Source organism: Janthinobacterium kochi (assembly GCF_051380715.1).
Lineage (GTDB): Bacteria > Pseudomonadota > Gammaproteobacteria > Burkholderiales > Burkholderiaceae_D > Janthinobacterium.
On record NZ_JBNYXO010000005.1, the window covers coordinates 428,065 to 454,653 of the forward strand.

20 protein-coding genes and 1 pseudogene are annotated in these 26,589 nt (G+C 63.4%); 8 read left to right on the forward strand and 13 right to left on the reverse strand.

All coding sequences use genetic code 11. The annotated features are described in order from the left end of the window. The first annotated feature begins 1 nt into the window (after position 1). From tssF to tssH, 3 genes are read left to right on the forward strand one after another with little or no spacing between them, the layout of a single operon-like run. The gene (tssF, locus tag ACQ4WL_RS14595) at positions 2-1,846 is read left to right on the forward strand and encodes a type VI secretion system baseplate subunit TssF (RefSeq protein ID WP_436510386.1); all 1,845 of its coding nucleotides are present in this window, start codon (positions 2-4) and stop codon (positions 1,844-1,846) included. Further along, positions 1,810-2,895, forward strand: a complete 1,086-nt coding sequence (tssG, locus tag ACQ4WL_RS14600) for a type VI secretion system baseplate subunit TssG (protein WP_436510387.1) — start codon at positions 1,810-1,812, stop codon at positions 2,893-2,895. Before tssF ends, tssG begins: the two co-directional genes overlap by 37 nt. Before the next feature lie 53 nt (positions 2,896-2,948). Beyond that, complete coding sequence (gene tssH, locus ACQ4WL_RS14605) at positions 2,949-5,606, forward strand: type VI secretion system ATPase TssH (RefSeq protein ID WP_436510388.1); 2,658 nt, start codon at positions 2,949-2,951, stop codon at positions 5,604-5,606. A 13-nt stretch (positions 5,607-5,619) separates the two neighbouring features. Here tssH and tssA read toward each other — a convergent pair whose 3' ends face one another. The 7 genes from tssA to ACQ4WL_RS14640 are packed head-to-tail and all read right to left on the reverse strand — an operon-like array spanning position 5,620 to position 14,892. Continuing rightward, positions 5,620-6,657, reverse strand: coding sequence for a type VI secretion system protein TssA (gene tssA, locus ACQ4WL_RS14610; RefSeq protein ID WP_436510389.1), 1,038 nt, complete (start codon positions 6,655-6,657; stop codon positions 5,620-5,622). Positions 6,658-6,705: 48 nt separating this feature from the next. Continuing rightward, the gene (locus ACQ4WL_RS14615) at positions 6,706-7,515 is read right to left on the reverse strand and encodes an OmpA family protein (protein ID WP_436510390.1); all 810 of its coding nucleotides are present in this window, start codon (positions 7,513-7,515) and stop codon (positions 6,706-6,708) included. Positions 7,516-7,517: 2 nt separating this feature from the next. Then, entirely contained in the window at positions 7,518-8,501 is a 984-nt protein-coding gene (gene tagF, locus ACQ4WL_RS14620) for a type VI secretion system-associated protein TagF (protein WP_436510391.1), read from the reverse strand. Further along, complete coding sequence (gene tssM / locus ACQ4WL_RS14625) at positions 8,498-12,250, reverse strand: type VI secretion system membrane subunit TssM (RefSeq protein ID WP_436510422.1); 3,753 nt, start codon at positions 12,248-12,250, stop codon at positions 8,498-8,500. The genes tagF and tssM overlap by 4 nt, the downstream gene beginning before the upstream one ends. A 53-nt stretch (positions 12,251-12,303) precedes the next feature. Further along, entirely contained in the window at positions 12,304-13,737 is a 1,434-nt protein-coding gene (locus tag ACQ4WL_RS14630) for a hypothetical protein (protein WP_436510392.1), read from the reverse strand. A gap of 31 nt (positions 13,738-13,768) precedes the next feature. After that, a complete protein-coding gene (locus tag ACQ4WL_RS14635; protein WP_436510393.1) occupies positions 13,769-14,038 on the reverse strand; it encodes a PAAR domain-containing protein in 270 nt (89 codons plus the stop codon). A gap of 11 nt (positions 14,039-14,049) precedes the next feature. Continuing rightward, complete coding sequence (locus ACQ4WL_RS14640) at positions 14,050-14,892, reverse strand: M15 family metallopeptidase (RefSeq protein WP_436510394.1); 843 nt, start codon at positions 14,890-14,892, stop codon at positions 14,050-14,052. A gap of 217 nt (positions 14,893-15,109) precedes the next feature. Here ACQ4WL_RS14640 and ACQ4WL_RS14645 point away from each other — a divergent pair, with 217 nt between their 5' ends. From ACQ4WL_RS14645 to ACQ4WL_RS14665, 5 genes are read left to right on the forward strand one after another with little or no spacing between them, the layout of a single operon-like run. Next, positions 15,110-15,913: a hypothetical protein gene (locus ACQ4WL_RS14645; protein WP_436510395.1), complete on the forward strand. Its 804-nt coding sequence runs from the start codon at positions 15,110-15,112 to the stop codon at positions 15,911-15,913. Then, positions 15,910-18,798, forward strand: a complete 2,889-nt coding sequence (locus ACQ4WL_RS14650) for a type VI secretion system Vgr family protein (RefSeq protein WP_436510396.1) — start codon at positions 15,910-15,912, stop codon at positions 18,796-18,798. Before ACQ4WL_RS14645 ends, ACQ4WL_RS14650 begins: the two co-directional genes overlap by 4 nt. Before the next feature lie 2 nt (positions 18,799-18,800). Then, entirely contained in the window at positions 18,801-19,721 is a 921-nt protein-coding gene (locus ACQ4WL_RS14655; protein ID WP_436510397.1) for a DUF4123 domain-containing protein, read from the forward strand. Between the two features lie 13 nt (positions 19,722-19,734). Next, positions 19,735-20,397, forward strand: coding sequence for a hypothetical protein (locus tag ACQ4WL_RS14660; RefSeq protein ID WP_436510398.1), 663 nt, complete (start codon positions 19,735-19,737; stop codon positions 20,395-20,397). A 3-nt stretch (positions 20,398-20,400) separates the two neighbouring features. Next, positions 20,401-22,044: a T6SS phospholipase effector Tle1-like catalytic domain-containing protein gene (locus ACQ4WL_RS14665; RefSeq protein ID WP_436510399.1), complete on the forward strand. Its 1,644-nt coding sequence runs from the start codon at positions 20,401-20,403 to the stop codon at positions 22,042-22,044. Positions 22,045-22,062: 18 nt separating this feature from the next. Here ACQ4WL_RS14665 and ACQ4WL_RS14670 read toward each other — a convergent pair whose 3' ends face one another. The 6 genes and pseudogenes from ACQ4WL_RS14670 to ACQ4WL_RS14695 all read right to left on the reverse strand — a co-directional run. Continuing rightward, positions 22,063-23,166 (reverse strand): hypothetical protein, encoded by a 1,104-nt coding sequence (locus tag ACQ4WL_RS14670; RefSeq protein ID WP_436510400.1) that lies wholly within the window; start codon positions 23,164-23,166, stop codon positions 22,063-22,065. Beyond that, entirely contained in the window at positions 23,163-23,999 is an 837-nt protein-coding gene (locus ACQ4WL_RS14675; RefSeq protein ID WP_436510401.1) for a PoNe immunity protein domain-containing protein, read from the reverse strand. Before ACQ4WL_RS14675 ends, ACQ4WL_RS14670 begins: the two co-directional genes overlap by 4 nt. A 2-nt stretch (positions 24,000-24,001) precedes the next feature. Further along, positions 24,002-24,919, reverse strand: a complete 918-nt coding sequence (locus ACQ4WL_RS14680; RefSeq protein ID WP_436510402.1) for a PoNe immunity protein domain-containing protein — start codon at positions 24,917-24,919, stop codon at positions 24,002-24,004. 1 nt (position 24,920) lies between these two features. After that, entirely contained in the window at positions 24,921-25,616 is a 696-nt protein-coding gene (locus ACQ4WL_RS14685) for a PoNe immunity protein domain-containing protein (protein ID WP_436510403.1), read from the reverse strand. Between the two features lie 285 nt (positions 25,617-25,901). Beyond that, positions 25,902-26,483, reverse strand: coding sequence for a PoNe immunity protein domain-containing protein (locus ACQ4WL_RS14690; RefSeq protein WP_436510404.1), 582 nt, complete (start codon positions 26,481-26,483; stop codon positions 25,902-25,904). Next, positions 26,473-26,589: pseudogene (locus tag ACQ4WL_RS14695) on the reverse strand (IS481 family transposase); the annotation flags it as partial. The gene ACQ4WL_RS14690 and the pseudogene ACQ4WL_RS14695, both read right to left, overlap by 11 nt.

A 26,589-nucleotide genomic window follows, 5' to 3' on the forward strand; every position in this document is an offset into this window, starting at 1 on the left:
CTTGGAAGAATTGCTGCCCTACTACGAGCGCGAACTGGGTTTCCTGCGCCGCTATTCACGCGAGTTTTCCGAGCGCTACCCGAAGATCGCCGGCCGCCTGCTGATGGGCGGCGAGGTGTGCGAGGACCCGCACATCGAGCGCATGATCCAGTCGTTCGCGCTGCTCAATTCGCGCATCTCGAAGCGCATAGACGACGATTATCCCGAGTTTACCGAAGCGCTGTTCGAAGTGCTGTACCCGCATTACCTGCGGCCGTTTCCCTCGTGCTCGATCGCACGCATGGATTGCGGCGCGGCGGCGGCGCAGCTGACGGCGCCTGCCGAAATCGCCCGCGGCACGGAGCTGACGACGCGTCCCGTGAAAGGCGTGGCCTGCACCTTCCGCACGGCCTATCCCGTGACGGTGGCGCCGCTGGCGCTCACGCATGCGGCGTTTTGCGCCATCATCGAGGCGCCGGAACAGGTGCTGCTGCCGGCGAATGCCACCTCGGGCGTGCGCATCACCATCGAGTCGAGCGCCGCCCAGCTGGCGCTGGACCAGCTGGGACTGGCCTCGCTGCGCGTGTTCATCGATGGCCAGCCCTCGTTTTGCGCGGCGCTGCGCGACGCCCTGTTCATGCGCACCGTGAAAGCCTACGCCGAGGCGGACGGCAGCGGCAGCTGGGTCCCGCTCGACGGCAATCCCGTGCGCAGCGCCGGCTTTGCCGAGGACGATGCGCTGATCCCGTTTTCCGCCCGCTCGCATCCGGCCTACCGGCTGCTGACCGAGTATTTCTGCTTTCCAGAGAAATTCAATTTTTTCGACATTGACCTGGGCGCGCTGTGCGCCGCGCTGCCGGCCGGCTGCCGCCGCATCACCTTGCACCTGGCGCTGAGCGGCCTGCGCACCGATTCGAATACGGCGCGCCTGCTGGGGACGATGAACACGCATAACCTCCTGCTGGGCTGCACGCCGGTGGTCAACCTGTTCCGCCAGCGCGGCGAGCCTATCCGCCTCACGCATACGGCCGCCAGTTATCCCGTGCTGGCCGATGCGCGCCGCGCCTATGCGTTCGAGGTGCAGTCCATCGATTCGGTCAAACTGGTGCGGCAGACGCCGCAGGGCGAATCCGTGGTGGAATTCCGTCCGTTCTATTCGCTGCGCCATGGCGAGTCGCCGGCCAGGGATGGCCACTACTGGGTCATGCGGCGCGACGAGATCATCGCCGGCAAGAGTCCCGGCTATGAAACGCAGATCTCGATCGTCGACATCGATTTCGACCCGGCCGCCGTGGAAACGGACACGCTCAGCCTGGAGTTGAGCTGCACCAACCGCGACTTGCCGGCGCAGCTGACCTACGGCTTGCACGGCGGCGACCTGTTCCTCGAAGGCGGCTCCAGCGTGCGCAGCATCAGCCTGCTGCGCAAACCCAGCGAGTCGCACCGTTTCGAACGGGGACGTGGCGCCCACTGGCGTCTGATTTCGCATCTGTCGCTGAATCACCTGTCGCTGGCCGGCAGCGGCCTGGAAGCGTTCCAGGAAATGCTGACCCTGTACGACTTGCCGCGCTCGGCCACTTCGCAGCGGCAAATCCGCGGCGTCACCGCCATCGCCCACCAGGCCGTCAATGCTTGGCTGCCGGGCAATCCCTTCGCCTGCCTGGTGCGCGGCGTCGAAGTGCGGCTGACGATAGACGAAGAGGCCTTCGTCGGCAGCGGCATCCACGCCTTTGCGCACGTGGTCGAGTGCTTCCTGGGCTTGTATGTGCATGCGAACAGCTTCACGCAGCTGGTGGTGCTGGCAAAAAAATCAGGAGAGGAGCTGTGGCGATGCAAACCACGCAGCGGCGATTCGAGCCTAGTGTAATCGAGCGCCTGTTTGCCCAGCCTTGCCGCTTCCAGTACTTCCAGGCGGTGCGCATGCTCGAGCTGTGGCTCAGGCGCAATGGCTTGCCGCACGACGATGCGGTGGCCAGTTTCCTGCGCTTCCAGAATTCCATCTCGCTCGACTTCGCCCCCAGCCAGCTTGAAGCGCTGGCGCCCGAACCGCGCGAACTGGCGACGGACCCCAGCGCCCTGGGCGCGGCGCTGCGCGGCGGGCAGCTGAAATACGTGCGCGTCACGCCGGCCTTCATGGGCTTTCTCGGCGTCGCCGGCGCGCTGCCGCTGCACTATACGGAACGCATCGCCACGCACCAGCTGTATGAAAAGGACGAGGGGCCGCGCGCCTTCCTCGACACGTTTTCGAACCGTGCGCTGGCCCTGTTCTATGAAGCGTGGCGCAAGTACCGGCTCGAGCTCAAATACCAGCTCGACGGCAAGGACCAGTTCCTGCCGCTGCTGCTGTCGCTGGCGGGACTGGGCAACGCCTCGCTGCGCCAGCGCCTGGCCGGGGACGGCGCCGGCGTGCTCGACGAATCGGTGGGTTTTTTCGCCGCCGCCATGCGCCACCGGCCGCCGTCTGCCGTGCTGATCGGCCAGGTGCTGTCCGAGTATTTCGGCCAGCGCATCGCCGTCAGCCAGTTTGTCGGCTGCTGGTACGACGTGCCGCGCGAGCAGCAAAGCACGCTGGGCGGCAGCAACGCCTTGCTGGGCGCGACCGCCATGGTCGGCGCGCGCGTGTGGCAGCGCGACCTGCGCCTGCGGCTGACCATCGGCCCGCTGGCCCGCTGTCACTTCGACGCATTCCTGCCGGGCGGCGCGGCCGCCCTCGCGCTTGAGAAGATGCTCGCCATGTTCACCGGCTTGACCCTGGAATACGAAGTGCAGCTGGTGCTGCGCGCCGCCGACGTGCAGGGCATTACGCTGGCAGTGCCGCGCAGCGGCGGGCGGCTGGGTTGGGACAGTTTTTTGATCACCGGCGGCGAGGCGCGCGACCGCGCCGATGTCCGCTATGAACTGCATGCGCTGGCTTGAGCGCGCCACTTCACCGATTTCGCCAACCATCACCCGACAAGGACCGCCGCCCCATGAGCATCAACCTGAAAACATTGATCAGCAAGTTGAACGACACCTGCCGTACGGCCGCCACGCGCGCGGCCAGCCTTTGTGTCGGCCTGGGGCAGTATGAAGTCGACCTCGAGCACGTCTTCCTGGCGTTGCTGGAGCAGCCGCGCAGCGATTTCGTGCTGATTGCCCGCAGGAGCGGCGTCAGCGTGAGCATGCTGGAAGCCGATTTGCGCGCCGAAGTGGCGCGCCTGCAGACGGGCAACGCGCGCACGCCCGTGTTTTCCGTGCGCCTGCCGAAGCTGTTCGAGCATGCCTGGCTGATCGCTTCGCTTGATTTGCGGGCCGGGCGGCAGGTGAGCATCCGCAGCGCTCACCTGCTGCAGGCGCTGCTGACCGAGCCGGAACTGGCGCAGCTGGCCTACCGGGGCTCGGCGCTGTTCCACGAATTCAAGCTCGACGAGATCAAGCACGGGCTCGACAAGCTGACCGAGGGCTCGCAGGAGGCGGGCGTGGCGGCCGCAGGGCAGGAGGAAGCGAGCGATGCCGGCGGCGATCCCGTGGGGGAATTGGCCGGCGCGGCGGCGTCGAAAACACCGGCACTGGACCAGTTCACCGTCAACCTGACGGCACGCGCGCGCGCCGGCAAGGTCGATCCCGTGATCGGGCGCGACATGGAAATCCGCCAGGCGATCGACATCCTGATGCGGCGGCGCCAGAATAATCCCATCCTGACGGGCGAAGCCGGGGTCGGCAAGACGGCCGTGGTCGAGGGTCTGGCGCTGCGCATCGTGCAGGGCGACGTGCCCGACATCCTGCAGGGCGTGGAGATCCACACGCTGGACATGGGCTTGCTGCAGGCCGGCGCCAGCGTCAAGGGCGAGTTCGAGAACCGCCTGAAAAACGTCATCGCCGAAGTGGGCAAGAGCGCGCACGCCATCGTCCTCTTCATCGACGAGGCGCACACGATGATAGGCGCCGGCGGCAGCGCCGGCCAGAACGATGCGGCCAACCTGCTGAAGCCGGCGCTGGCGCGCGGCGAGCTGCGCACCATCGCCGCCACCACCTGGGGCGAATACAAAAAATATTTTGAAAAGGATGCCGCGCTGGCGCGCCGCTTCCAGGTCGTCAAGATCGAGGAACCGAGCGAAGAACTGGCGTGCGCCATGTTGCGCGGCATGGCGCCGCTGATGGAGCAGCATTTCAAGGTGCGCATCTTCGACGAGGCGATCACCGAGGCCGTGCGCCTGTCGCACCGCTACATCGCTGGCCGCCAGCTGCCGGACAAGGCCATCAGCGTGCTCGATACGGCCTGCGCCAGAGTGGCACTGGGACAGAGCGCCACGCCGGCCCTGCTCGACAGCGTGGCGCGCCGGCGCGAGCGCATCGATGCGGAAGCATCGGCCCTGGCGCGCGAGGAGAGCGGCGGCGCGCGCCATGGCGCGCGGCTGCAGCGGCTTGACGCCGAACGCGACGCCGCCACGCAGGAGCACGCGCAGCTGGCCGCCCGCTGGGACAGCGAAAAGGCGCTGTCGGAACAGATCCAGGCGATCCGCCGCCAGCTCGAGGACGGCACGCCGTCCGACGCGGGCCAGGGACGCGAGCTGCTGGCGCTGCAGGCCGAACTGGCGTCGCTGCAGGGCGAGACGCCGCTGGTGCCGGTGCAGGTCGACGGCCACGTGGTGGCGGAAATCGTTGCCGGCTGGACCGGCATCCCGCTGGGCAAGATGGTCAAGGATGAACTCAAAACGGTGCTGCGGCTGAAGGATTTGCTGCAGGAGCGCGTGCTGGGCCAGCCCCACGCGATCGAGGCGGTGGCGCAGCGCGTGCGCACGGCGCGCGCCAACCTGGACGACCCGGACAAGCCGAAGGGCGTGTTCTTGTTCGTCGGCCCGTCCGGCATCGGCAAGACGGAAACGGCGCTGGCGCTGGCCGACGTGCTGTACGGCGGCGAACGCAAGCTCATTTCCATCAACATGAGCGAATACCAGGAAGCCCACAGCGTGTCGGGGCTGAAGGGTTCGCCGCCCGGCTATGTCGGCTATGGCGAAGGCGGCGTGCTGACCGAGGCGGTGCGCCGCAATCCGTACAGCGTGCTGCTGCTCGACGAGGTGGAAAAGGCGCATCCCGATGTCATGGAGCTGTTCTTCCAGGTCTTCGACAAGGGCGTGATGGACGATGCCGAGGGGCGCGAGATCGATTTTAAAAATACCATCATCATCCTGACCTCGAACGTGGCGTCGGCCACCATGATGCAGGCGTGCCTGAACTTGCCGCAAGAGCAGCTGCCGACGCCGGAGCAGCTCGAGCTGGCCATCCGCCCGCAACTGCTGAAGGTCTTCAAGCCCGCGTTCCTGGGGCGCCTGAAGGTGATTCCCTATTATCCGCTCGGCGACGACGTGCTGGCCCGTATCATCGGCCTGAAGCTGGGCCGCATCGCCGCCCGCATCGCCGCCAATCACCAGGCAGAGTTTATCTACGACGAGGCGCTGGTCGAGGCGGTACTGGCGCGCTGCACCGAAGTCGATTCGGGCGCGCGCAATGTCGACAATATCCTCAATGGCAGCCTGCTGCCGGAGATCGCCGAAGCTGTGCTGGCGCGCATGGCGGAAGGGCAGGGCATCAGCCGTATCAAGGCCAGTGCCGGCAAGCAGGGGCAGTTCCGGTATACGATCAAATAGGCGCCAAACCGGGTCAGTGGCCGCTGCCGGGCGCGATGCCCAGCAGTTCCTCGATGTGGGCCAGCGAGGCGCCGTCCTTGACCACGCCGCGCAGCCATTCGTGCAGGTTCTGCTCGCCTGCATTGGCGGCCTTGTCGGCGAAGTACGAAACGGGGCTGTGCGGCTCCGTTTGGCGGAAGTACTGCGCTACCTGGCGTAGCTGCGCCAGCGCCTGGGCGCGGCTGTGCAGCTCGCCGGGCGGCGCCGGCGGCAGCGCCGGCGCGGCGGCCCCCGCCGCTTGGCTGCCAGCGGGCACAGCCGCAGCCGCGACGCTGGCGGCAGGGCTGGCCGCGGCCGCGACCGGCAGGGCGAGCTGCATCGCCTGCAGCGCTTCGCGCGCCATGGAAAAGCCCGGGCTGTCCTTGCCCAGGCGGGTATCGGCGGCCTGTTCCAGCTCGGCCAGCGCGTTCAGGCAGAACTGCGCGTCGGCCGCAAAAGCGGTGCGAAACTGCGCCGACGTGCCGCGCCGCGCCGCCTCCATGTCTACCAGCCTGGTGCCGTTGACGCCGTCCTGGTTGCTGGCGGCCCGCTTGCGCGCCGTCTCGAAGTCGATCGTCGACCAGCCGCCCGACTGCTTGTCCGTCAGCGCCATGGCGCGCACGAGCGATGGCGTGCGCGCCAGTATCCAGCTCAGGTTGCCGATGCGCTGCTCGTGGTCGTCCCCGTCGGGCTGCGGGTACAGGCCCAGGTCCCAGTACTGGCGCATTAGGCCCGCCAGCAGCCGATAGCCTTCGCCCAGTCCGCGCAAATGGTCTTGCCTGGCGCAAGCTTCGGCCAGCCAGGCGGCGAGCCGCAAGTCCTTGCTCTTTTCGCCCAGCAGGGCGGCGCAGCGCTGCAGCACGAAGGCCCAGTCGGCTTCCTTCAGTTCAGTGACCCACTCGCCCTGATCGAGCGTGGGGTCGTCGAACTTGCGCGCCTGGCCGATGGCGTCGAAGTCGGTGGAGAAGGACAGGTCGACGCCGCATGGCTGTTCGGCGTTGATGGGAAGTAATAGCTGGTCGGCTGAAATCATGTGTGTTCTCGGCAGTGGGGCGGATGGTTTGCTCGGGGCGGCGCGGCCTTACTGGACCATGCGAAATTCGATGCGGCGGTTGCGCGCGCGGCCATCGGCGCTGTCATTGCTGGCGATGGGACGGTCCGGGCCTTGTCCGGAAGCGCTGAGCAGGTCGGCGTCGATGCCCTTGCCGGCCAGGTAGCTCTTGACCGCCTCGGCGCGCGCCTGGCTCAGGTTCTGGTTGCTGGCGCGCAGTCCCAGGTTGTCGGTGTGGCCGATGATGTCCACCTTGCGGCCCGCCAGCTTGTGCAGCGCCGCGCTCATTTCGTCGAGTATGGCGCGGCCCGACGGCGTCAGCGTGGTTTTGCCGCTCTCGAATTCGATGCTGCGGTTGGCCAGCGTGCCGTCGAGGATGTTCTGGTCGGAGGCGGACACGCGCAAGCCGTTGTTGACGGTGTACGTGGGATTGAGGCTGGTGGCGAAGTCGCTGGCGATCTTTTGCCGCTGCGCCTCGTTGGCCACTTCGCCGCGCACGCTGACCACGCTGCCTTCGATCTTCAGCTGGCCGCGGCGGATCTGCTTGAGGTCCGCCGTCAGCAGCTTTTGCACATAGGCGTTCCAGTTTGCCGGCTGCGCGACCTGGCCGACGGCGATCTGGTCGACCACCTTGTCGGCGCCATACAGTTCGCGCAGGCGCACCAGCACCGCCGCCTTGGCCGCTTCGTCCGGCACCGTGCCGCTGGCGAGTACCTGGCCCGGTTGCGGCGTGGCGGCGGCCGGTACCGAGACAGCAGCCGCCGGCGCGGCGGCGTTTTGCGCATTGGCGCTGGCCAGCGCGCATGCGAGGCCGAGAAGGATGGCAAGGCGGATATGCATGATCAGCTCCCGATGAAGGCCGCACGGAACGTGTCGTGCGCCGATTTGAGTGACAGGTTGGCTTGCGCGAGGTAGCTCGAGGCTTTCTTGATGGCGTAGTCGCTGTCGGCCTGTTCCTCGACCCAGGCCAGGTCGTCGAAGGCGATATGGTGCTCCAGCGCCGCCTGCGGTTCCATGATGGCGTGCAGCGTCTGCGCCGAGGCGCCGCAAAAACCCAGCACCAGCGCATGGCGGCCACGGATGCGGGTGATGAACAGCGCCAGTTCGAAGTCGGCGCGCGCCAGGAACGGGGCGATCAGGTGCATCCAGAAGGCCGCCACCAGGTTGCGGTACAGCGGGTCGGCCGGCAGCGGCAGTTCCAGGCTTTTTTCCAGCCGGCTGGAGCTGCTGGCCATGACGGGCTGCAGCAGCATGCCCAGCGCCAGCAGTACCTGGCGCACGGAACCGCCAAAACCCGTGGGCGCCAGCAGGGCGTCGAGCGCGCCTACCGTCTGCAAGCCGAGGAAATCGTCGAAGGCGGCATCGTAGGCGCTGCCGCGCAAGTCCAGTTCGATGCTGGCGCCTGCGGCGGCCGCCGGCAGCGCGGCGCCGGCCGCCGCGCCGCACATCTCGGCGCTCATGGCATCGAGGCGGTTCCACAGGCGCGACAGTACCAGCGGACTGGTCGGCACGAAGCCGGCCGGCTGCGCCACTTCCATGGCGCCCATCATCAGGAAGGGAAAGCGGCGCGACGAGGCATCGCTGCTGGCGGCGATATGCCCGGCGATGGCGCGGCCGCGGCGCGGGCCGATGAAGGCGAAATGCAGCGGCGGCAGCGCATCGTAGGTGAGCTTCCAGCGCGCATCGGCCGTCATCAGCTCCATGGCGTTGGCCAGCCAGTCGTCGAGCATCTTCAGCAGGGCCGGGTTGTCGCCGTGTTTGATGAAGTCGCCGCGGCTGGGAATCTTGCCGAAATAGCCGATCTGGGTAGCGGTAGGGCGGCTCATGGCGTGTTCCCGGCGATGGCGGTGGCCGTTTCCGGCGCGCCGATGGCTACCGATTCCGGCAGTTTCAGGCCACGGAAACCCTGGTTGCCGGCGGAGGCGGGCGCCGGTGCGGCAGCGGCCACGATCTTCAGGTTGGCCGTCACGGTAACGCCGCTGTTTTCCCAGCTCAGTTCAAATACGCCGCCTTCCTTGCGCGTGCGCCTGGCCGAGTCGATCATCTTCTTCAGGCCGAAATGCCCCGGTTCGTTCAGCAGCACCACGGTGCGCCCTTCCGGCGTGATGGCGCTGATGCGCGAGCCGGGCACACCCTGCGGGTTGGGCCAGACCATGTGCACCCAGGGCTGCGGCTGGCCGCGCCAGCGCAGCGCCTGGCCGTCGATCTCGATCGTATATTCGGTGGCGCCGGGCGCGCTCAGCGCCTGCAGGTCGAAACGCGTCTGCGCTTCGGCGGCGCCGGCCGCCGTGGCCACGCCGTTGGCGCTGAGCGGCGCGACCCAGCCGGGCAGGCTGGCCACCACCGGCGGCGCCAGGGTGATGCCCATCGCGGCCCAGGTCCTGGCGCTGATGGCGTCGCCGCGCCGCACGACCAGCGGGCCGATGGTGGTGTTGAAGAACTTGGCGATGGCGCCTTCCGGGCCGAATACCTGGCCGATGTCCGCATTGCTCGCCTCGATGCGCGACTCGGGCGCGAACGGATACTTCGGTGCCAGGGTTTTCTGGAACGGTTCGAGCACCTGGGCCAGCCATACCTTGTTGATCTCCGTCTCGGTGGGCTTGACGATGACGGCGAAGGTCTGCATCAGCGGGCGCACCAGCAGCGGGCGGATGGCCTGCTTTTGCGGGTCGCTCATGCCGGTCAGCATCTGCTCGTCCACGTATTTCAGTGCGTCGGCCAGTTCCGAACCGCTGCCGTCGAGCGTCTGCTGCATCAGCAGCTTGGCGCCGGGACCCGTGTCGCCCTGGTTCTTGATCAGGTTAAAACGCACGCGCAGCTTCGACAGGGCCGCCAGGTAGCCGCGCATGGGCGACGCTTCCTTGTCGCGCGCCACCACCAGGCGCGCCACGCCGGAAAATTCGCGGCCGACAGGGCCCATCGGCATGGCGCCGCCGGCCTGGCCCGTCACTGTGGCGGCGGGCTTCTGGCGCAGCACCGTTTCGCGGAACCAGTCCATCGCCCCGCGCTGTGCCCGCTGCAAGCCCTGGCCCAGCAGAGAAGGGTTGTCCCACGAGGTTTCCTGGTACACCGTCTCGATCAGCTTGTTGAGGGGCGAGCCCTGCGGATCGCCGAGGCGGTTCATCGCCTGCGCCGCGTTGTCGAACCCGTTCAATTCGCGGATGCTGACGCCCTGGATGAATTTCTGCCACTCCCTGGCGTAATCGGTCTTGTACAGCTCCACCAGCGCCTTCTGGATCTGTTCCGGGCTGCCTTCCAGGGTCAGGTCATCCTTCGACGCCGTCTTGAGCACCCAGTCGGCGCTTTGCAGTTCGCGATTGGCCGCTTCCTGGAACGCCTGCTGGATGTATTTTTCCCAGGCGTCGCGCGTGAAGGTGCCGGGGATGGCGTAGCTGCCCAGCACCAGTTCCTTGTCCTGCTCGCCAACGATGCGCGCCACCGTCATCGACGGGAAGCGCGTGGCGGCGCGCGCCTTCACGTCCGCATACACGCGGTCGCGCGCCGGCATGCCGCGCACCACGCGGCGCAGGCTGTCGCGCGACTGGTCGGCCAGGGCCCGCTGGTTCTCGATCTGCGGCCAGGACGGGTCGTCGATCTGCGTCAGGTAGAACGAGATCAGGCGCTCGGCGCTGCGGATCATCTGTTCGCGCGGCATGTTGCCCCGGTTGGCGTCGAGCCAGCCGCGCCAGTAGCGGGTCAGCTGGTCGTTCAGGTGACCGGCCTCGGCGCGCGACTTGTCGCCCAGCATCAAATAGGTTTTCAGGGCATTGTAGGCATCTTCCACGTTCGTCGGCGTGGCATCCTTGAAGGGCTGGCCTGTTGTGCTGGCCGCCGGGCTGACTGTGGCGGCGGCCGTCGTGCCGGCCGGCACTGCCGCCAGCGGCTGCAGCCGGTCGGCGCCCGCGTTCACTTCCGCGAGGAACGATTCCAGCGACTGCGCGACCGGCGCGAGCATGACTTCCTTGAGGCCGGAAAAATACTCCTCGCGCAGTTTGCGTTCCAGCAAGTCACCCTGGTACAGGCCCAGGCTGAGCGCCAGCGGCCGCTTGCTGCGGTACGATTCCAGCTGTTCGATGCGGTCCTGCAGGATTTCCAGGGCCTGGAAGCGCGACTGCAGGTCCAGGCGCTTGTCCTGCACCTTGATGGCCTGCTCCAGGTCGGCTTGCACGTTGGCCGCCAACTGGCGGTTGGCCAGGTAGGACCAGCTCCAGCCGCCCAGCGCCAGGCCGGCCAGCGCGATGGCGGTAAAAAACGTGGCATAGCGCAAGCGCGTCTTGCGTGGACTGGCGTATTGCGCCACCAGTTCCCTGTCGGCGAAGATCACCTTGCGAAACAGGTTCAGCAGGAAGTAGCCGTGCTGGTCCTGCACCTGCACCGTCTGGTGTTCCTGCTGCTGCGGCTTGAGGTCGAAGCGCTGCGACACCCTTTCCGACGAGGCGGAAACGGAAGCGCCTTCCTGCAGGGCGCTGGTGAAATAGAAACCGCGGAAGACGGGCTTGAACTGGAACGGGTTTTCCTCGAACAGCGTGGCGATGAAGGCGCGCAGCGATCCCTTCACGGAACTGAATTCCAGCGGGAAGGTGAAGACGCCGGGCGGCATGCGCTCGCGTCCCAGCAGCGACATGTTGGCCAGGCTGAGGTCCTTCAGGCCATCGTACAGCTCGTCGAAGCGCTGGTCGAACTGCTCCAGCACGTCCTGCTTCGAGCTGTTGACGCTGTAGGGCAGGGTGGCGCCCCACACCTTGTCGCGTTCGCTGCGCTCGGCATCGTGGAAAAATTCGCTGAAGCCGGTGATCAGGTCGGCCTTGGTGAACACCACGTACACGGGCGCATGGACTTCCAGCCTCTCCGTCAGTTCCTGCACGCGCTGGCGCAGGTTCTTGGCCAGTTCGATGGCGAATTCCGGCTTGCTGCCGGTCAGCTCGGCAATGCTGACGGCGATGATGATGCCGTTGATCGGCGCGCGCTTGCGGTGTTTTTTCAGCAGGGCGAGGAAACCGAACCACTCGGCGCGGTCTTCATCGCTGACAGCGTAGCGCCCGGCCGTGTCGAGCAGGATGCCGTCGGTGGTGAAAAACCAGTCGCAGTTGCGGGTGCCGCCCATGCCTTGCACGATCTTGCTGTCGACAAAAGGAAACTGCAGGCCCGAATTGGCGATCGCCGTGCTCTTGCCGGCGGCGGGATTGCCGATGATCATATACCAGGGCAGTTCATACAGCGCCGCATCGCCCGACAGCTGGCCCAGGCGCGATGTCTTGATGGTATTGATCGCTTCCAGCATGCGCTTGCGGATGGCTTCGGTTTCCTCGCGCTGCACCAGGCCGGCCTTGGGCGCGGCGCCGGCCGCCTGCTGCTCGAGCATGCTGTTGAAGCTGGCGCTCTCGCGCCGGCGCCGGCGGCGGCGCAGCCACCACACGATGGCGCCCAGCAGCGCCGCCGCGGCCAGCAAGGGCAGCAGCCGGGTGGCCGGCCAGTCGAAAATGACGGCGCAGGCGAACAGCAGCAGGACGGCGGCCGCGATGCCGAGGATGAGCATGCTGGTGCGTGAGGTCAGGGAGTGCCAGAATCGTTGCATCATAATTTTATAGTGTGCAAACCGTTAATGTGCGTGGAGGGGACGTCGCCGTATCAGGTGGTGCTGTGACTGCTTTGCGCGGGCGGACCAATGACGAGGGCGCCGCGCTGGAGTGGATTGAGGTTGCTGAGACATAGGACTTGCGCGCCGTCGTCGGCCGCCGCCTGCCGCGCCATGGCCAATGCTGCCAGCGTCGTGACGGCGCCGCACTGGCCGCATGCGGCGCCGACGCCCAGCACCTGTTCGCCCAGGTCGAGCTGGGGCAAGAGGGCGCCGGCGCATTGCATCAGTTCGAGCATGCGGGGGGCGCGCTGGTCGGTATCGGCACTGACCAGCGTGATGCCGGCCGCCGCATCGTCACCGGCTACGGCCAGCGCCTGCCGGCCCAGGTCGGCCAGCATGGTCTTGTCCACCCCTGCGCGCCGGCTGGCGCCTTGCGGCAGTTCGCCCGTGGCGGCGCGGTGCAGCAGCACTGGCGCCGGCTCGTCCAGCGGCACCGTTGCGCCAGGGCCGGCCAGCAGCAGGCCGGCCGCGCCTTCGCCGGGGATCTGCCCGTTCGCTTGAGCGGCGTTGAACAGCTGGCCCTGACTCGACAAGGCGAGCACGCGCAGTTCGCCCAGCTGCGAATCGCAGGCCAGCACGATGGACAGGCAGGGCGGTTGCGGTGGCGCGTTTCCGGCAAGCGCATTCAACAGCGCAAACGGCGCCGGCTGCCCCGTGGCTGGCTCGGCGGCCGGCAGCAATTTCTGCGCCGGCCAGCCTTGCTCGCACGCCAGGTGGTGCAGCCAGGCGTCGCCGGCCTGGCGCTGGGCGACGCTCCACGCGGCCGGCATCAGCAGGTGCAGCCGCAGCATGGGCAGCGCGCTGGCCAGCGAGGCCGGTGCGCCTGCGGACAGCGCATGCTGCAGGGCTTCGTCCACCAGTTCGGCCAGCACCACGGCACCCAGGGCCAGCGCGCGCAAGTCTTCCGGATTGAAGGGAAAGGGTTCGCTGGCAAGGCCGGCCTGCGGATGTTCGCGCAGCCAGGCGGCCAGCAATTGCTGCTGTCCCTCTTCGTCGATGCCATCCACCCTGCCGCACAGCAGGGGATAGCCGTCTTCATCGAGGAGCTGGCCGTCGAGCGCGGGGCGGGCTTGGCGGGAGCGCATGGCGGCCAGCAATTCTGACGGCGTGGCGCCGCCCGGCATGCGCAGGCTGGCGGCCACGATATGCAGCGGCACCGGTGCCGCGGGAGGTGTCGCCGCCTCGGCCGGGAGGGGGGCGGCAAGGCCCGGCGCCGCCAGGGCTGGCCCGGCCAGCAGCCTGGCCAGCACTTTTTTACCCAGCCACAGCATCAACAGCAGGGCCAGCGGCAGCGCCAGCATGGCGCCGGCCAGCTCGCCCGGCGTCGGCATGCGCGTGCTGTCGCGCCAATACGCGATGGCGCCCGTCCAGCAGAGGGCAAAGACGGACACGCTCAGCAGGCAGCGTCGCAGCCAGGGGCGCATCAGCGGGCTCCTCCGCATATGGCCAGGGCCGTCATGCCTGGTCAGTGGTGGCTTGCTGGCTGGCGATCAGCAGCGCGCCGCAGCTGGTTTTGTCGCCGTGGCGGGCCACGGGCTTGCCATCGACGATCAGGCTGGGGTCGCCGCTGACGATGGGGCAGATGCCATGGCCGGGCAAGGGACAGGATACCTTGTCGCCGACCCGCGCCATGCCGATGCCGCCGCTATCGCTCACCGCCGATGCTTCCAGCACGGTGCCGCCATGCGATGTCTTGTCGCCTAATCTGATTACCGGACCGGCCATACGCGTTCCTCTCAGTGTTTTTTCATTACGCCGGGCAGGCGCAGTTCGGTATGCCCGAAATCCATCATTTTCCAGCGTCCGCCCCAGGTCATGCCGACCGATTCGGCCACTTCGCCATACAGCTGGTAGCCGCGCATGGCCCACGGGTCCTTCTCTGAAATGATCAACTTGCCATTGCGCAGGAAGGCGCAGTCGGCCGCCAGGCCGTACTGGTGCCAGCTTTGAAAGGCGGCCGCGTTGCTGACGTTGGGGCCCATGGCCGCCAATGTGTTTTGCCGCTCCGGACTGCGGTAGCCTTCCAGCAGCGCCATGTCGTAGCCATATTTTTCCTTCATGATCTTGAAGACCAGCAGCAAGCGCTGGGCGTATTCCACATTCAGCAAGGTCCAGTTGCGGCTGGCCGATACCAGCAGCGGGCGCTCCTGGCGCACTTCTTCCGTGGCAAACACCAGCGGCGGCAGGTCGACGGGCGGCACCAGCTGCTCGCCCTGCAGCAGGCTGGCTACCTGCGTATTCATTTCGCGCGTCGATACATCGTAGGCACCCAGCATGGATTTGCTGTCGACCATCAGGGCCAGCAGGGTCGGCAGGCTGATCGCGGCCACGCCCGCGAGACACAGCAGGTAATGACGGCGCAGCAGGTCGGCAGTGCGGGCCAACAGCATGGCGCTTCTCTGGCCCAGGCTGTCCATGCCCGTCTGCCGGCGCCTGGCCACGCGCTGCAGGCAGGCGGCGAGGCGCTGCTCCGCGCCATCGACGGCGTGCAGCACGAAATCGCGCCCGGCCGGGAACAGGATCAGCCAGCTGATCAGGCATGCCAGGATGAAATACAGCGCTACCGCGAGTAGGAACACGCTAACCTCAATCAAAAATGTTTGGCTGCGGAACGGTGCTGTCCATCGGGCGAAAACAGGGAAGCGATGGATATTGCCTGGAAGTATATCTTACAAAACTGCTAATTAAGGCAGGCGTTTTTCAATTGTGCGGGGGGGCGCACTGTTGATTTTATGGCACGCGTCATGTTTTTTTTGGATAGCGTAAAGTCTTGCAAATATTACAGGAGCGCACATTTTGCGAACTCATGACGATAGCCCCCGGCTCCCGGCCCGGCCCAGCCTGTTGACGCAGGCGCAGCAGGCGGAGGCCGACCGTAACCGCATCCTGACCACGCTCGAGGGTGGCAATACCGGCTCGTCTGCCAGGAGCAGGCGTGGCAGGCCGTCGCTGCGCGGGGGCATGGGAGCGGCGGCCGCGTTGCTGCTGTTACTGGCCGCTGGCGTCTGGCTGGGACAGAGCGCAGAACGGGCTGGAGACGACGATGGGCTGGCGGCGCCGGTTTCCCTGCCCGTCGCCACCGCCGAGCCCGCCGCTGTGGAAGCGCCGCCGGCGGCCGCCAGCATCCATGACGAGGCGCCGTCCGGCGCCGCCGTACCGCAGCAGAGCCTGAGCGACATGCTTGATGCCGGCGCGGCCGCCACTGCCGCTGCCAGTAACGCGAGTGCCGCACGCCCCGGCGATGTGCTGAGCAAGGCGCTGGAAACGCCATCGCCACCGGCCGCCGCCTCGAAACCCGTCTCGAAACAGGTGGCCAGGGCGGCTCGCCCCGCAGCCAAAAAAACGCCGGCGAAAGTGCCTGCGGCAACGCCTGCCCGCCGCGCGGAAGACAGCGATATCGCCCTGCTGTCGGCCCTGCTGGCCCATGCGCAGGCCGCGCCGGCGCCGAAGAAAACCGCTGCGGGTCTGCGGGCCCAGTTGCGGCAATGTGCGGCGCTCAAGCGCGACGCCGCCGTGGCGTGCCACGCGCGCGCCTGCCAGGGCCATGGCGACAACGCGCAATGCCAGGTCGGGCAAGCTGCCGCGAAAGGCGGGAAATGAGTGCCGCAAGCGCCGATCAGGTCAACGCCTCCCTGGCTGGTTTCAGCAGCGTGACGCGGCTGTACGAGCTGTCGCTGGACGGCGGCGAGGGTGGGACGGCACAGTGGCTGGTGGAAGCGTTTGCCGCCGACGAGCAGTTGCAGGCGGTGGGCGTGCGCGACGTCATCGTGCTGTCCACGAATGCCAATATGGCGCTGGCGCCCCTGCTGGGCAAGCCGGCCGCGCTGCACGCCAGCCTGGCCGACGGCAGCCGTGCCGTCTTCAGCGGCTATATCAGCGAAGCGGCGATGCTGGGCAGCGACGGCGGACTGGCCCGTTTCCGGCTGCGCCTGACGCCGTGGCTATGGCTGTTGAGCCAGGTACGCAACAGCCGTGTCTGGCAAGACAAGAGCGTGATCGAGATCGTCGACAGCGTGTTCCAGGCCTACGCGCCGCAAGCCGAGTGGCGCTGGAGCGGCGACACGGGACCGTTCATGGCCGAGGCACAGCCGCGCAGCTATTGCTGCCAGTACCGCGAGTCGGACCTGGACTTCGTCACGCGCCTGCTGAGCGAAGAAGGCCTGGCCTGGCGTTTCGAAGAACACGATGGCGGCCATTGTCTGGTACTGTTCGCCGACAGCAGCGCCTTGAGCGCGGTGCCGGAAGACGCCAGCAGCGCGCAAGGCGGCGGCATCCGTTTTCATGGCGCGCGGGCCATGGAGCAGGCCGACTCCATCCAGGCGCTCAGCCGCGCGCGCGCCTTGTGCACGGCGGTGGCGACAGTGCTCAGCTACGACTACAAGGCCAAGAAAGCCGTCAGCGCCAGCGTGCCGACGCGGCTGGTGCCGGGCGGGAAAAACGCGCCCGTGCTGGAAAGCTATGATGCGCCAGGACAGTATTTCTATGCCGATGCGGCCCAGGCCAAACGCTATGCCTTGCTGCAGATGCAGGCGATCGAAGCGCGCGGCGAACGCTGGCAGGCGCGTTCGACCGTGCGCACCTTGCGTGCCGGCACCCGCTTTACCTTGACGCAGGGACCGTTGCAACAGGACGGTGCCGAGGCGCCTACGCTGGTCGTGCTGCGCGTGTGCAGCGTAGGCGTCAACAACCTGCCGGCGCCCGCGCGGCAGGGACTGGCGGAACTGTTCGGCCCGATCCCGGAATTGTTGCAGGAAACCTTGCAAACGGCGTTCGCCGGCCTGGCCCCTCTCGCACAGGTGATCGCGCAAGCCGTCGAGAGCGGCTATGCCAATCATCTTGACGCCATCGCGGCCGACACGCCATGGCGGCCGCTGCAAGATACGGACGATATACGCCATCACCCGAAGCCGACGGCCTGCGGCAGCCAGAGCGCCATCGTCGTCGGCGCCGACGGCGGTGCCAGCGCCAGCGGCGGCAGCGAAATCCATTGCGACAAGCTGGGCCGGGTGCGCATCCGTTTTCACTGGCAACTTGACGGCAGCGCCACCTGCTGGGTGCGCGTGGCGCAGCGCGCGGCCGGCGGCGGCATGGGCAGCCAGTTCCTGCCGCGCATCGGCCAGGAAGTGCTGGTGCAATTCCTGGAAAACGATATCGACCGGCCCATCATCGTAGGCGCCCTGTACAACGGGCAGGGCGAAGGCGGTGTCGCGCCCACGCCGGGCGGTGTCAGGGACAAGCCCGCGGACGCCAGCGTATTCGAGCCGGCGCGCGACCATGCGCCATCGGCGCAGGGCAACGTGGCGGGCGGCAACAGCCCGCTCTGGCATGGCGCGGCCGGCGGCAGCGCCGGCCATCGCAACGGCGCCGCGCAATGGGGCATCCGCAGCAAGGAATTCGGTACCGCCGGCTCCGGCTCTGGCTATAACCAGCTGCTGTTCGACGATACGGACCAGCAAGGGCGCATCGAGCTCAAGAGCAGCCATGCGGCCAGCGCACTCGGTCTTGGCCACCTGATCCATGCGGCCGACAATTACCGGGGCAGCCTGCGCGGCCTGGGCGCTGAACTGCGCACCGACGATTACGGCGCCGTGCGGGCCGGGGCCGGGCTATTGATTTCCAGCTACCTCGTCAATCACGACGCGCAGGCGCGCGATCCGGCCGGCGACAATGCGCCGGGCATGGTCCTGCTCAAGCAGGCGGCCAAGCTGGGCGAAACCTTCAGCGCCGCCGCCGTCACGCACAAGACGGTCGCGTATGCCAGCCACCTGGGCCCGGCCAAGGCGAACACCAGCGTGCTGGACGAAAAGGCGGCGCCACTGCAAGCCTTCCTCACCACCGCCTCCGGCATGCTGAGCCAGGACAGCACCGCCGCCGCGCGGCGCGACGCGGCGGGCAAGCCGACCAGTCCCGGCGACGGCAAGCTGCCGCACAGCAGCGACGCCATCATCGCCATCGCCGCCCGCGCCGGCCTGGGCGTGCTGGCGAGCCAGGATATCCAGCTGGTCAATGGCGAAACCACCTCCCTGATGAGCGGGCTGGACACCCAGTTCGTCGGCGGCGGCCAGCTGCGCGTGCACAGCGGCCAGGCCATCGGTGCGCTGGCCGGCGTCGTCAAGGCGGGCGAGAACAATATCGGCCTGCAGCTGATCGCCGCCAAGCAGGCCATCGACCTGCAGGCGCAGGCCGACGTGCTCAACGTGCAGGCGCGTGAGGAAGTCAATATCGTCAGCGCCGCCGCGCACATCGACTGGGCGGCGGCAAAAAGCATCCGCCTGTCGACGGCGGGCGGGGCGAATATCACCATCGAGGGCGGCAACATCACCGTTCAGTGTCCCGGCAAGATCACGGTGCATGCCGGCAAGAAGAGTTTTGACGGGCCATCGCGTGCAAGCTATCCACTGCCGGTAATGCCTCGCAGTATTTGCAAGGAATGTCTGTTAAATGCGGCCAGGAGCGGCTCGCCCTTTGCCGCGAAGGGGGAGTAATCATGCACTACAACGATGGCGAGTCCTCCGCGTGTGGCTTGCAGTTGCTTGCGCTGCTCAATCGCCATCCTCTCGACAAGGGCGTGACCCTCTACAGCTTGATTGATGGTGCCAAGTTTGATGGTTTGGCCCGTATCCGCTTGCCAAGCGATCATAGCGTCGAGTTGTATTCCTTGTTAGGTGAATTGGCCGAGCCAGACGCCATGTACGCTGGCCCGATATTGTTGCGGCATCTCAAGCGCGAGAAATGTTCCTTGCTCGCCAAATTGCTGTGCACTGCCGGCAGCGCCAATTGTATGTCGCTGATTGTGTCTGACGAGCCCCTGCCACAATTACTAGAACGGCTGACTTGGTTGACAGAGGTGGTGCACGATGACGGTACCGAGTGGATCATGCGCTACTACGATCCGCTTATCCTGCCGCACTGGCTGGACGTGCTGGCAACGGCGCAGCGCAAGGCTGCACTCGCAGAAATGACAGCATGGTTGTACATGGACGTACGTGGGCAGCCACAAATTGTACCTGGCGAGAAGAACGAGGCGCCGGCATCCCTTGGAAGTGAACGCATGCTTTTGACACAACATCAGTATGTCGAACTGATGAATAGAGCATCGCCGTACATGCTGATGAAGCAAATGGAGAGCGATGATCCGCAGGCGCTCGATGGTTTGCCTCCGTATCAGCGCTACGACTTTTTTTTTCAACAGCTGGGCAGGGCGCAGGCATATGGATTAAGTTCACCCACAGACTTGAAAAGTTACTGCATGTTGTCGCTACTGTTAGGTGCCGATTTTCATCTGGCCCCACTCGCCGCCATCGCTCTGCAGGCCGCAGGAACGGCGCAGTCATTCAGTGACCGGATCCTGGCCTGGACTCCTCAGCAATGGGCTGCACTCGAAGAAATTTCCGCTTCCAGTATATGAATGCGATCCAGACATGAAAAAATTGACCTCCATCGTGTTGTGCCTATTCATTTTGGCCGCTTGCAATTCAAAGGAAAAGGAAGATCGCTTGCAACAGGAATTGAGCGAGAAAACCTTCACTACCACCTCATATAACTACACGCCGTACGATATTTACTCCATCACATTCAAGGGTGTTTCACTGCCATTCAATGTCGATGAGGCTCCCAGCGGTGGTTCCATTTTTTTTCGCGACGCAAGCGAGACGAAAATGGATAATGGTGAAAAAGTCAGTTTCAGCAGTGGAAATTGCTGTTTTATCTGGGACACTCCTGTGGATAAACCGCTGCGCGTGCGCGTGGTCTGGAGCGTGGTTTTTGACACTGCCTACCACGATGGAAAATCGAGTGTCGACTATGACGAACGCACTTCCAGGATGAGTGCTCCTGGAAGCCGCTGGTGTCAGGCTACTGTTGACATCCTGCCCGCCAAAGGGCCCGAGCGCCCAACCATCGTGCTTTTGCACTTTCTTGCCGATGGTACGGTTCAGGCACATCTGGGCACATTCAAGACGCAGGCGCCGCTTGCTGCCGAGCAAGTGAAACTGCATTCCGCGCGCCTTCCCCAAGGCCAGTTCTGCAAGCAGGAAATCGAAAATCCTTTTTATGGCATACCTCGCACACCGCATAGGGAATAGACCATGAGTAAACCAACGATACGCCGGCTTAGCGACGTCACGAAGAGTGAACGGCTTGCTCGAGGAATTTATCGCAAGGAACTGGAGAAATGTGCGAAGGAGTCGGATTGCCGAAAACCCGTCTGGATCAGTTGTTTTTTTGACGGGACTGGAAATAATTTCAAAAAAGATGGCAATGGCTCGCTGGCTTCGGCGAATGTAAAGTACAGCAATATTGCGAAATTGGGAAAATTTGCGCATACGGCCGAAGATGAAAAAAACAAGACCTACGCGATATATACGCCAGGGGTCGGCACACCGTTTCCAGAGGTTCAGGATAGTGGTGATGGAATCGATGGGGCGCTCGGCATGGCATCTGCTGCAAAAGGGCAGGCCCGGATCAGCTGGATGCTGAAGGAGTTCAAGATGCGGGTGGACAAACACATGCCGCATGTAAATCAAATCAATGTTGCCGTGTTTGGCTTCAGTCGGGGGGCAGCCCAGGCGCGCGCCTTTGTGCGTCAGTTGGCAGGACAATGTTATCAGCAAGGAGATGGACTGATCTGGACCAAAAGTGGCGGATTTATTCAGCCGCGTCTGGTGATTTACTTCCTCGGCATTTTTGATACCGTGGCCTCGGTGGGGTTTGGCGGCAGTCGCCTTGAGTCCGATCTCAAATATTACCTGGGACCTGTGTGGGGGGGCGTGATGTATTTGGCAGACGAGGGCGGCCATGCGGAATGGGCCGCCGATCTGCGTATTCCACCGTACGTGCGCTTCTGCGAACATTATGTCGCAGCGCATGAAGTGCGGGAGAAATTTCCATCCGATTCTATTCGAATCGATCAGGCCACTGACTCAAACTGCCGGGAAACCCTTTATCCCGGGGCACACTCCGACGTGGGCGGCGGTTATGACGACATGAATCAGGAAGGACGCTCAAACGAGTTGTCGCGCATTCCGCTGTGCAATATGTATCTGTCGGCATATGCGGCGGGGGTGCCGTTCAAGTCTCCCGAAGAGGTTCTTCAGGATTATGGCTCGCTGTTTAACATCAGCAGCGAATTGCAGGGATGCTTCGACACCTACATGAAGCACATCAGCGCAGACAAGCGGCTCGAGAAACAAGTCATCAGCCACATGAACAATTACTATCATTGGCGCTGGGGGCGCACGGAACGCCAGCGTGCGGCGCGCAAAGAACGCGAAGCCATCATCGCAAAGGGGCAGTCCGTCATGTATGCCACGCCGGATAAATACATGACCACGACGGACAGCGAATGGGAACGCGACGTTCAGAACATCGCAGAAAAGAAAACAGGCTTTTTTCGTAGTGCCACGGAACCGCTGGAAGACGCGATCTACGATGCTTGGAAAGGCAAGCTCCGAAAGTCGATGTCGGTTGCGGAGCGGACTTTATTTGACAAATTCTTCGATCGTTATGTGCATGATTCTGTTGCGGGATTCAAGAATCAGATGACTGACGCCAGTATCGGCTTTGTTGAAGCCAGTCGCTGGGCCCGAAACCGGCAGTATTTCATGGGGAAACGGGGCAAGAAATATCTTTATTGGCGATATGAGGGTTCAACACCGGAATTGGGCGGCGTAAAAGAGGCGATGCTGGTGCCGAAAGAAGCGTCGGCAGGTGGCGATACGGCGATAGCCTAGCAGCAACGGGCTTTGCCGCTATCTGGCGCGGACCGCCGCCCTGGCTTGCTTGTCGCACTCGCGCACGGCCGCTTTGCATGCGGAAAACGCTTCCAGATAGGTCACGGCGCTCTGCCGCTCTGCGACCTGTTCTGCCACCTGCTGCGTGAGTTGCAACGGTGTCGTCGGGGGCAGTTTCTCCAGTTGTTTGCTGAGGTCTTTGAGGGAACGTTGTTGACGCGCCAGTTCCGCGGCCAGCACGGCCTTGCGCTCGGCAGCGGGCAGGGCCGGATACAGCCGGCCATTGCCGGCATTCACACCGCCATCCTCCGTCATCGACAACGACGCGTGCGGGGCGCGAAATTCCAGCGCCAGCTTGCCATCGGCTTGCACGACGACCAGCAGCTCCTCGGTGGCAGTGCCGGCCGGTAGCGGCAGCGTGCGCGTTTCCGGCTTGCTGTCCGGCAGCCAGCGGTATTCGATGTTGACCCGTACCGGCTTGTGCGGGGTGGCTGGCAGGTAGAAACAGCAATTGGCGGCGCTGCCCATATAAGGGTTCAGGGGATCGGTATCGACGGCGTTGGCCGGATTGCCGGCATCGCTGACGCCGACCTGGATGGAGCGGGCGCTGTAGTTCAAGGTGCTGATCGCTATCTTTGCCTCATCGGCCCCGGGCCGGTAGTCATGCTGGCCGCGCTCGCCCCGTTCGGCATGGCCTGCCAGCAGCGGACGGCGCTGCATGGACTTGATGCCGATGGCAAAGATATGGCTCAGGTAGCCGGTATCCGAGCGGCCATCGCGCGAGTAGCTGTCGCCGGGTTTGCGGTACAGGTAGCCGATGTCTGCGATCGCCAGGGCACGCACCTTGCTGTCCTGGGTAAATAATGGTTCGGCCAGGTAGCGGTCCCCGGCGCCCATGACCTTGGCGGAGAGCACGCCTGCCCATGCCCGTTCGCCCGCGAAACGGGGAAAGACGTTGAATTCGCCATCGATGAAGGGTTTGATCTTCAGCACATCCTGTGTCATGCCCGTGACGGGATCGATGACGGAGTAAATCCCTGGGAAGGGGCCATCGGCGGCGTGCGCAAGCGCGGGCATGGCGAAAATGAGACAGGCTGCCATCACGGCGGGTTTGTTGCTCATGCTGGATCCAATCGCATGGAGGGTGGCTGACGCTGGAATGCCGTCAGGTCGGCGGGATAGAATGCGGCATCGCGATAGTTGCAGTCGTCGATATCGAGCAGGCAGGTGATGGCTGCCGCTTCCCATGACCAGTAGCCTGAAAATGAGGTGTCGCGCGCGTGGCTGTCATGGTAGGGTTCGCGGCGGCTGGCGTCATACCATTTGTCCAGGTAGTCCTGCATCAGCGCCGGGCGCTGGTTTTTTTCTGCTGCGAATATCTTGAGCGTCTTGACGTAGGGCAGGTGGCGCGTGCATTCCTGCCAGTTGGTATCCCTGTTATCGATGGAAAATGCCAGCAGGCGTTCGACCAGTCCATCTTTTTCATGGTTGTTGAAATCGATAATGGGAGCCAAGCGAGGCAGCAAACTGCTCCAACCGAGGAGAATGCCAAGGCAGATCATCCGGTTGACCTGCTCGTAGCCGTCACCAAGTAGGGCGAAGTGGGGAAATCCCTGTTCCGCAGCGCCGGCCTGCACGTCATAAGCCCTGTCATAGTTGGCAAACTCTTCCCAGTACTCCAGTATCGTGGGGTACAGCGCGCGCAGATCGGCTGTCGCATGACCGGCGCTGTAGGCCAGGCTGAGCAGGTCGATGCCATCCCAGGCCCGTTCGCGCGTGGCTGTCATGAAATTTTCTGGCGGAATATCGCGCAGCAGTTCCGCCGGCTGTAGCAAGCCGGCGGCCACCATGCCGATGCCTTCTTCCATACCGTGCTTGCTTTCAAGGTAAATCGCGTAGGACAGCAGCGGTTCGCTGCGCCTGGCCAAGAAAGTGTGTTCGTCCAGAGTCTGCATCCTTACTCCCGAAAATCCGTGTCACGGCAGGGCTGTTTTCCTTCGACATGTCCGACATCGCCCGCCTCATTCATATCTATGCTGGTATAACGGTTTTCCTCGCGCAGTGCACGTCCATACGCAACGAGATCTGTCGGATAGGCGAAATGATCGATACCGCTGTCATCGAGGTCAAACACAAAGGCCATTGCACCGGCTTCAAATGCCCAGTAACCGTAATAGGGAGCGTAGCCTTTGTCGCTAATGCGCAGATGGCCGTTGTACCAGCGTGGATGATCCTTCATGGCAGGGTACCACTGCGTCAAATACTTTTTGATGAGCGTTTGTGCCGCATCCTCATCGCTTTCATATACCGTCTGCAGCAAAGTGTCGTAGGGCTGGCCCAGTACGCAGGTATCGAGGGTCATCTCATCGTCCACATACGCGCCAATCAGTTGTTCAAACAGGCCGTCCTGTCCTCGGTGACTGCGAAATATGCGGATGATGCGCATGACCGAGCGCTGATCGCGCAATAATATGGCGACACTTAGTAATTGCAGCGTATCTTCATAATCGGAAAGGTCGCCGAAATTTGGCGCCGCCCTGTATTTGTATGGGCCATACTCGGGGTATTGCGACAACATTTTCTTTTGTTGATGTTGATCGGCTTCGTTCCATTCCGAAAACCTGTCCACGATATCGGACAGCCGTGGCGCAAGTTCCTCGATTGGCACGCCCGCGGTGTAATCGAGCATCCAGATCCAGAAATTTTCCAGATATAGGAAATGGCAAGCCAAACTGGTGTCTCCAGCGCATTCAGCTGATTCCTTGTTTTTTAGCTGAACTTGTAGCAGGGCGCGTGAATTCTCCAGGGTTTTCTCATATAGTTCCTGACAAAGGAATTGTTGGCAACGACGATCATCAAATGGTGGATTTTTCATTCTATTCGCCGGGTTCTCGTTCGGCCGATGGTTTCATCTCCACGCTGCTGTGGCGGCCTTCTTTCCATAACTGTCGCGCATAATCGACCAGGTCTTTGGGGTAGACGAGATGCTCGATCTGGCTGTTGTCCAGGTCGAGCATAAAGACGGTCGCACCGGCTTCAAAGGCCCAGTAACCGTAATAGGCGGCATAGCCTTCCTCGCTAATATGAAGGTGCTCATCATGCCAGCGCGGATGATTTTTCATGGCCGGATACCACTGTTTCAGATACTTCTGGAGCAGCTTGAGTGTGGTTTTCTCATCATCTTCATAGAATACCTGCAGCAGGGTGCTGTAGGGCTTGCCGATGATGCAGGTGTCGAGGTCCTGCCCGTCTTCGATATATGCGCCAATCAATTGCTCGAACAAGCCATCGCGCCCACGGTGACTGCGCAGTACGTGGATGATGCGTCGCACCGAACACTGATCGCGTAGCAGGATGGCGATGCTGAGTAGTTGCAGTGTGTCTTCATAATCGGAAAGGATGGAAAACTGTGGCGCTCCCTCGTATTCGTATGGCCCGTACTCTGGGAGCTCAATCGCCGCTTCCTGCTGATAGAGTTGTTCCACCTCGTTCCATTCTTCAAATTTATCCACGATACCCGCGATGCGGGGCGCCAATGCCTCGATCGGCTCGCCAGCGGTGTAGTCGAGCATCCAGATTCAAAATACTTCCAAATACAAAAATTGGTAAATGACCGTTTGACTTTGTGCCGATTCGGCCACATTTTTGTTGAGAAGTTGTCCTTCAAATAATGCGAGTTGATTTTTTCGCGTGTTATGGTAAATATCTTCATGGAGAAATTTCTGCCGGCGCCGTGCATTGAATGGACTGATACTCATTGTTTCCCTGTAGGTTTATCAGCATAAATACCGTAGAGCGTTCATTTATCTCAGCGCAGACGCACTTCGGTGGGGACATCCTCCACGCCGTCACGGAGGTTACAGTTCCGTACTCCAATGCCAGATGGTTTCGCCGTATGCCGCATCATCAAAAACAGGCATTACTTGGCCTTGCGCGAAGTGACTGCGGCTGTGTAATTTTGCCGGGGTTTCCCAGAAACCACTTTGGGGACACGGATTTCCCCCTTCAACACGGCAGATATTGTGCTGCTGTTTCGGATATAAGCTGGTGTAACGGTTTTCTTCGCGTAATTTTCGCCCGTAGTCCACAAGATCTTTTGGATAGACCAGGTGATTGATACCGCTGTCATCGAGATCGAGTAGATAGACTGTTGCTCCTGCTTCGAATGCCCAGTAACCATAATAACCGGAATAACCTTCCTCGTTTATATGCAGGTGTTCGTCATACCAGCGTGGATGATCCTTCATGGCTGGATACCATAATTTCAAATACTTTTTCACAAGATTGAGCGTCGCACTTTCATCTTCTTCATAAAATACCTGCAGCAGCGTGTCATAGGGTTTCCCAAGAACGCAACTGTCTAGAGTTATTTCTTTTTCGACATATCCTCCAATTAATTGTTCGAATAGTCCATCTTGCCCACGGTGACTACGTGTCAAGACCCGCCTGGTTATAAACACGTTTAACGAATAATTGTGGCTTTTTTGCCTGCCATTTCTTCATTGCCTGAATCGGCGTTTCGTTGTTGAGAGCACGCTGTGGGAT

Coding starts and splice junctions, on each gene's coding strand:
- ACQ4WL_RS14615 (WP_436510390.1), bottom strand. CDS start 7,515: ATGCATATCCGCCTTGCCATCCTTCTCGGCCTCGCATGCGCGCTGGCC.
- ACQ4WL_RS14680 (WP_436510402.1), bottom strand. CDS start 24,919: ATGAAAAATCCACCATTTGATGATCGTCGTTGCCAACAATTCCTTTGT.
- tssG (WP_436510387.1), top strand. CDS start 1,810: ATGCAAACCACGCAGCGGCGATTCGAGCCTAGTGTAATCGAGCGCCTG.
- ACQ4WL_RS14675 (WP_436510401.1), bottom strand. CDS start 23,999: ATGCAGACTCTGGACGAACACACTTTCTTGGCCAGGCGCAGCGAACCG.
- tssH (WP_436510388.1), top strand. CDS start 2,949: ATGAGCATCAACCTGAAAACATTGATCAGCAAGTTGAACGACACCTGC.
- tagF (WP_436510391.1), bottom strand. CDS start 8,501: ATGAGCCGCCCTACCGCTACCCAGATCGGCTATTTCGGCAAGATTCCC.
- ACQ4WL_RS14665 (WP_436510399.1), top strand. CDS start 20,401: ATGAGTAAACCAACGATACGCCGGCTTAGCGACGTCACGAAGAGTGAA.
- ACQ4WL_RS14650 (WP_436510396.1), top strand. CDS start 15,910: ATGAGTGCCGCAAGCGCCGATCAGGTCAACGCCTCCCTGGCTGGTTTC.
- tssA (WP_436510389.1), bottom strand. CDS start 6,657: ATGATTTCAGCCGACCAGCTATTACTTCCCATCAACGCCGAACAGCCA.
- ACQ4WL_RS14660 (WP_436510398.1), top strand. CDS start 19,735: ATGAAAAAATTGACCTCCATCGTGTTGTGCCTATTCATTTTGGCCGCT.
- ACQ4WL_RS14685 (WP_436510403.1), bottom strand. CDS start 25,616: ATGCTCGACTACACCGCTGGCGAGCCGATCGAGGCATTGGCGCCCCGC.
- ACQ4WL_RS14670 (WP_436510400.1), bottom strand. CDS start 23,166: ATGAGCAACAAACCCGCCGTGATGGCAGCCTGTCTCATTTTCGCCATG.
- ACQ4WL_RS14630 (WP_436510392.1), bottom strand. CDS start 13,737: ATGCGCCCCTGGCTGCGACGCTGCCTGCTGAGCGTGTCCGTCTTTGCC.
- tssM (WP_436510422.1), bottom strand. CDS start 12,250: ATGCAACGATTCTGGCACTCCCTGACCTCACGCACCAGCATGCTCATC.
- ACQ4WL_RS14635 (WP_436510393.1), bottom strand. CDS start 14,038: ATGGCCGGTCCGGTAATCAGATTAGGCGACAAGACATCGCATGGCGGC.
- ACQ4WL_RS14655 (WP_436510397.1), top strand. CDS start 18,801: ATGCACTACAACGATGGCGAGTCCTCCGCGTGTGGCTTGCAGTTGCTT.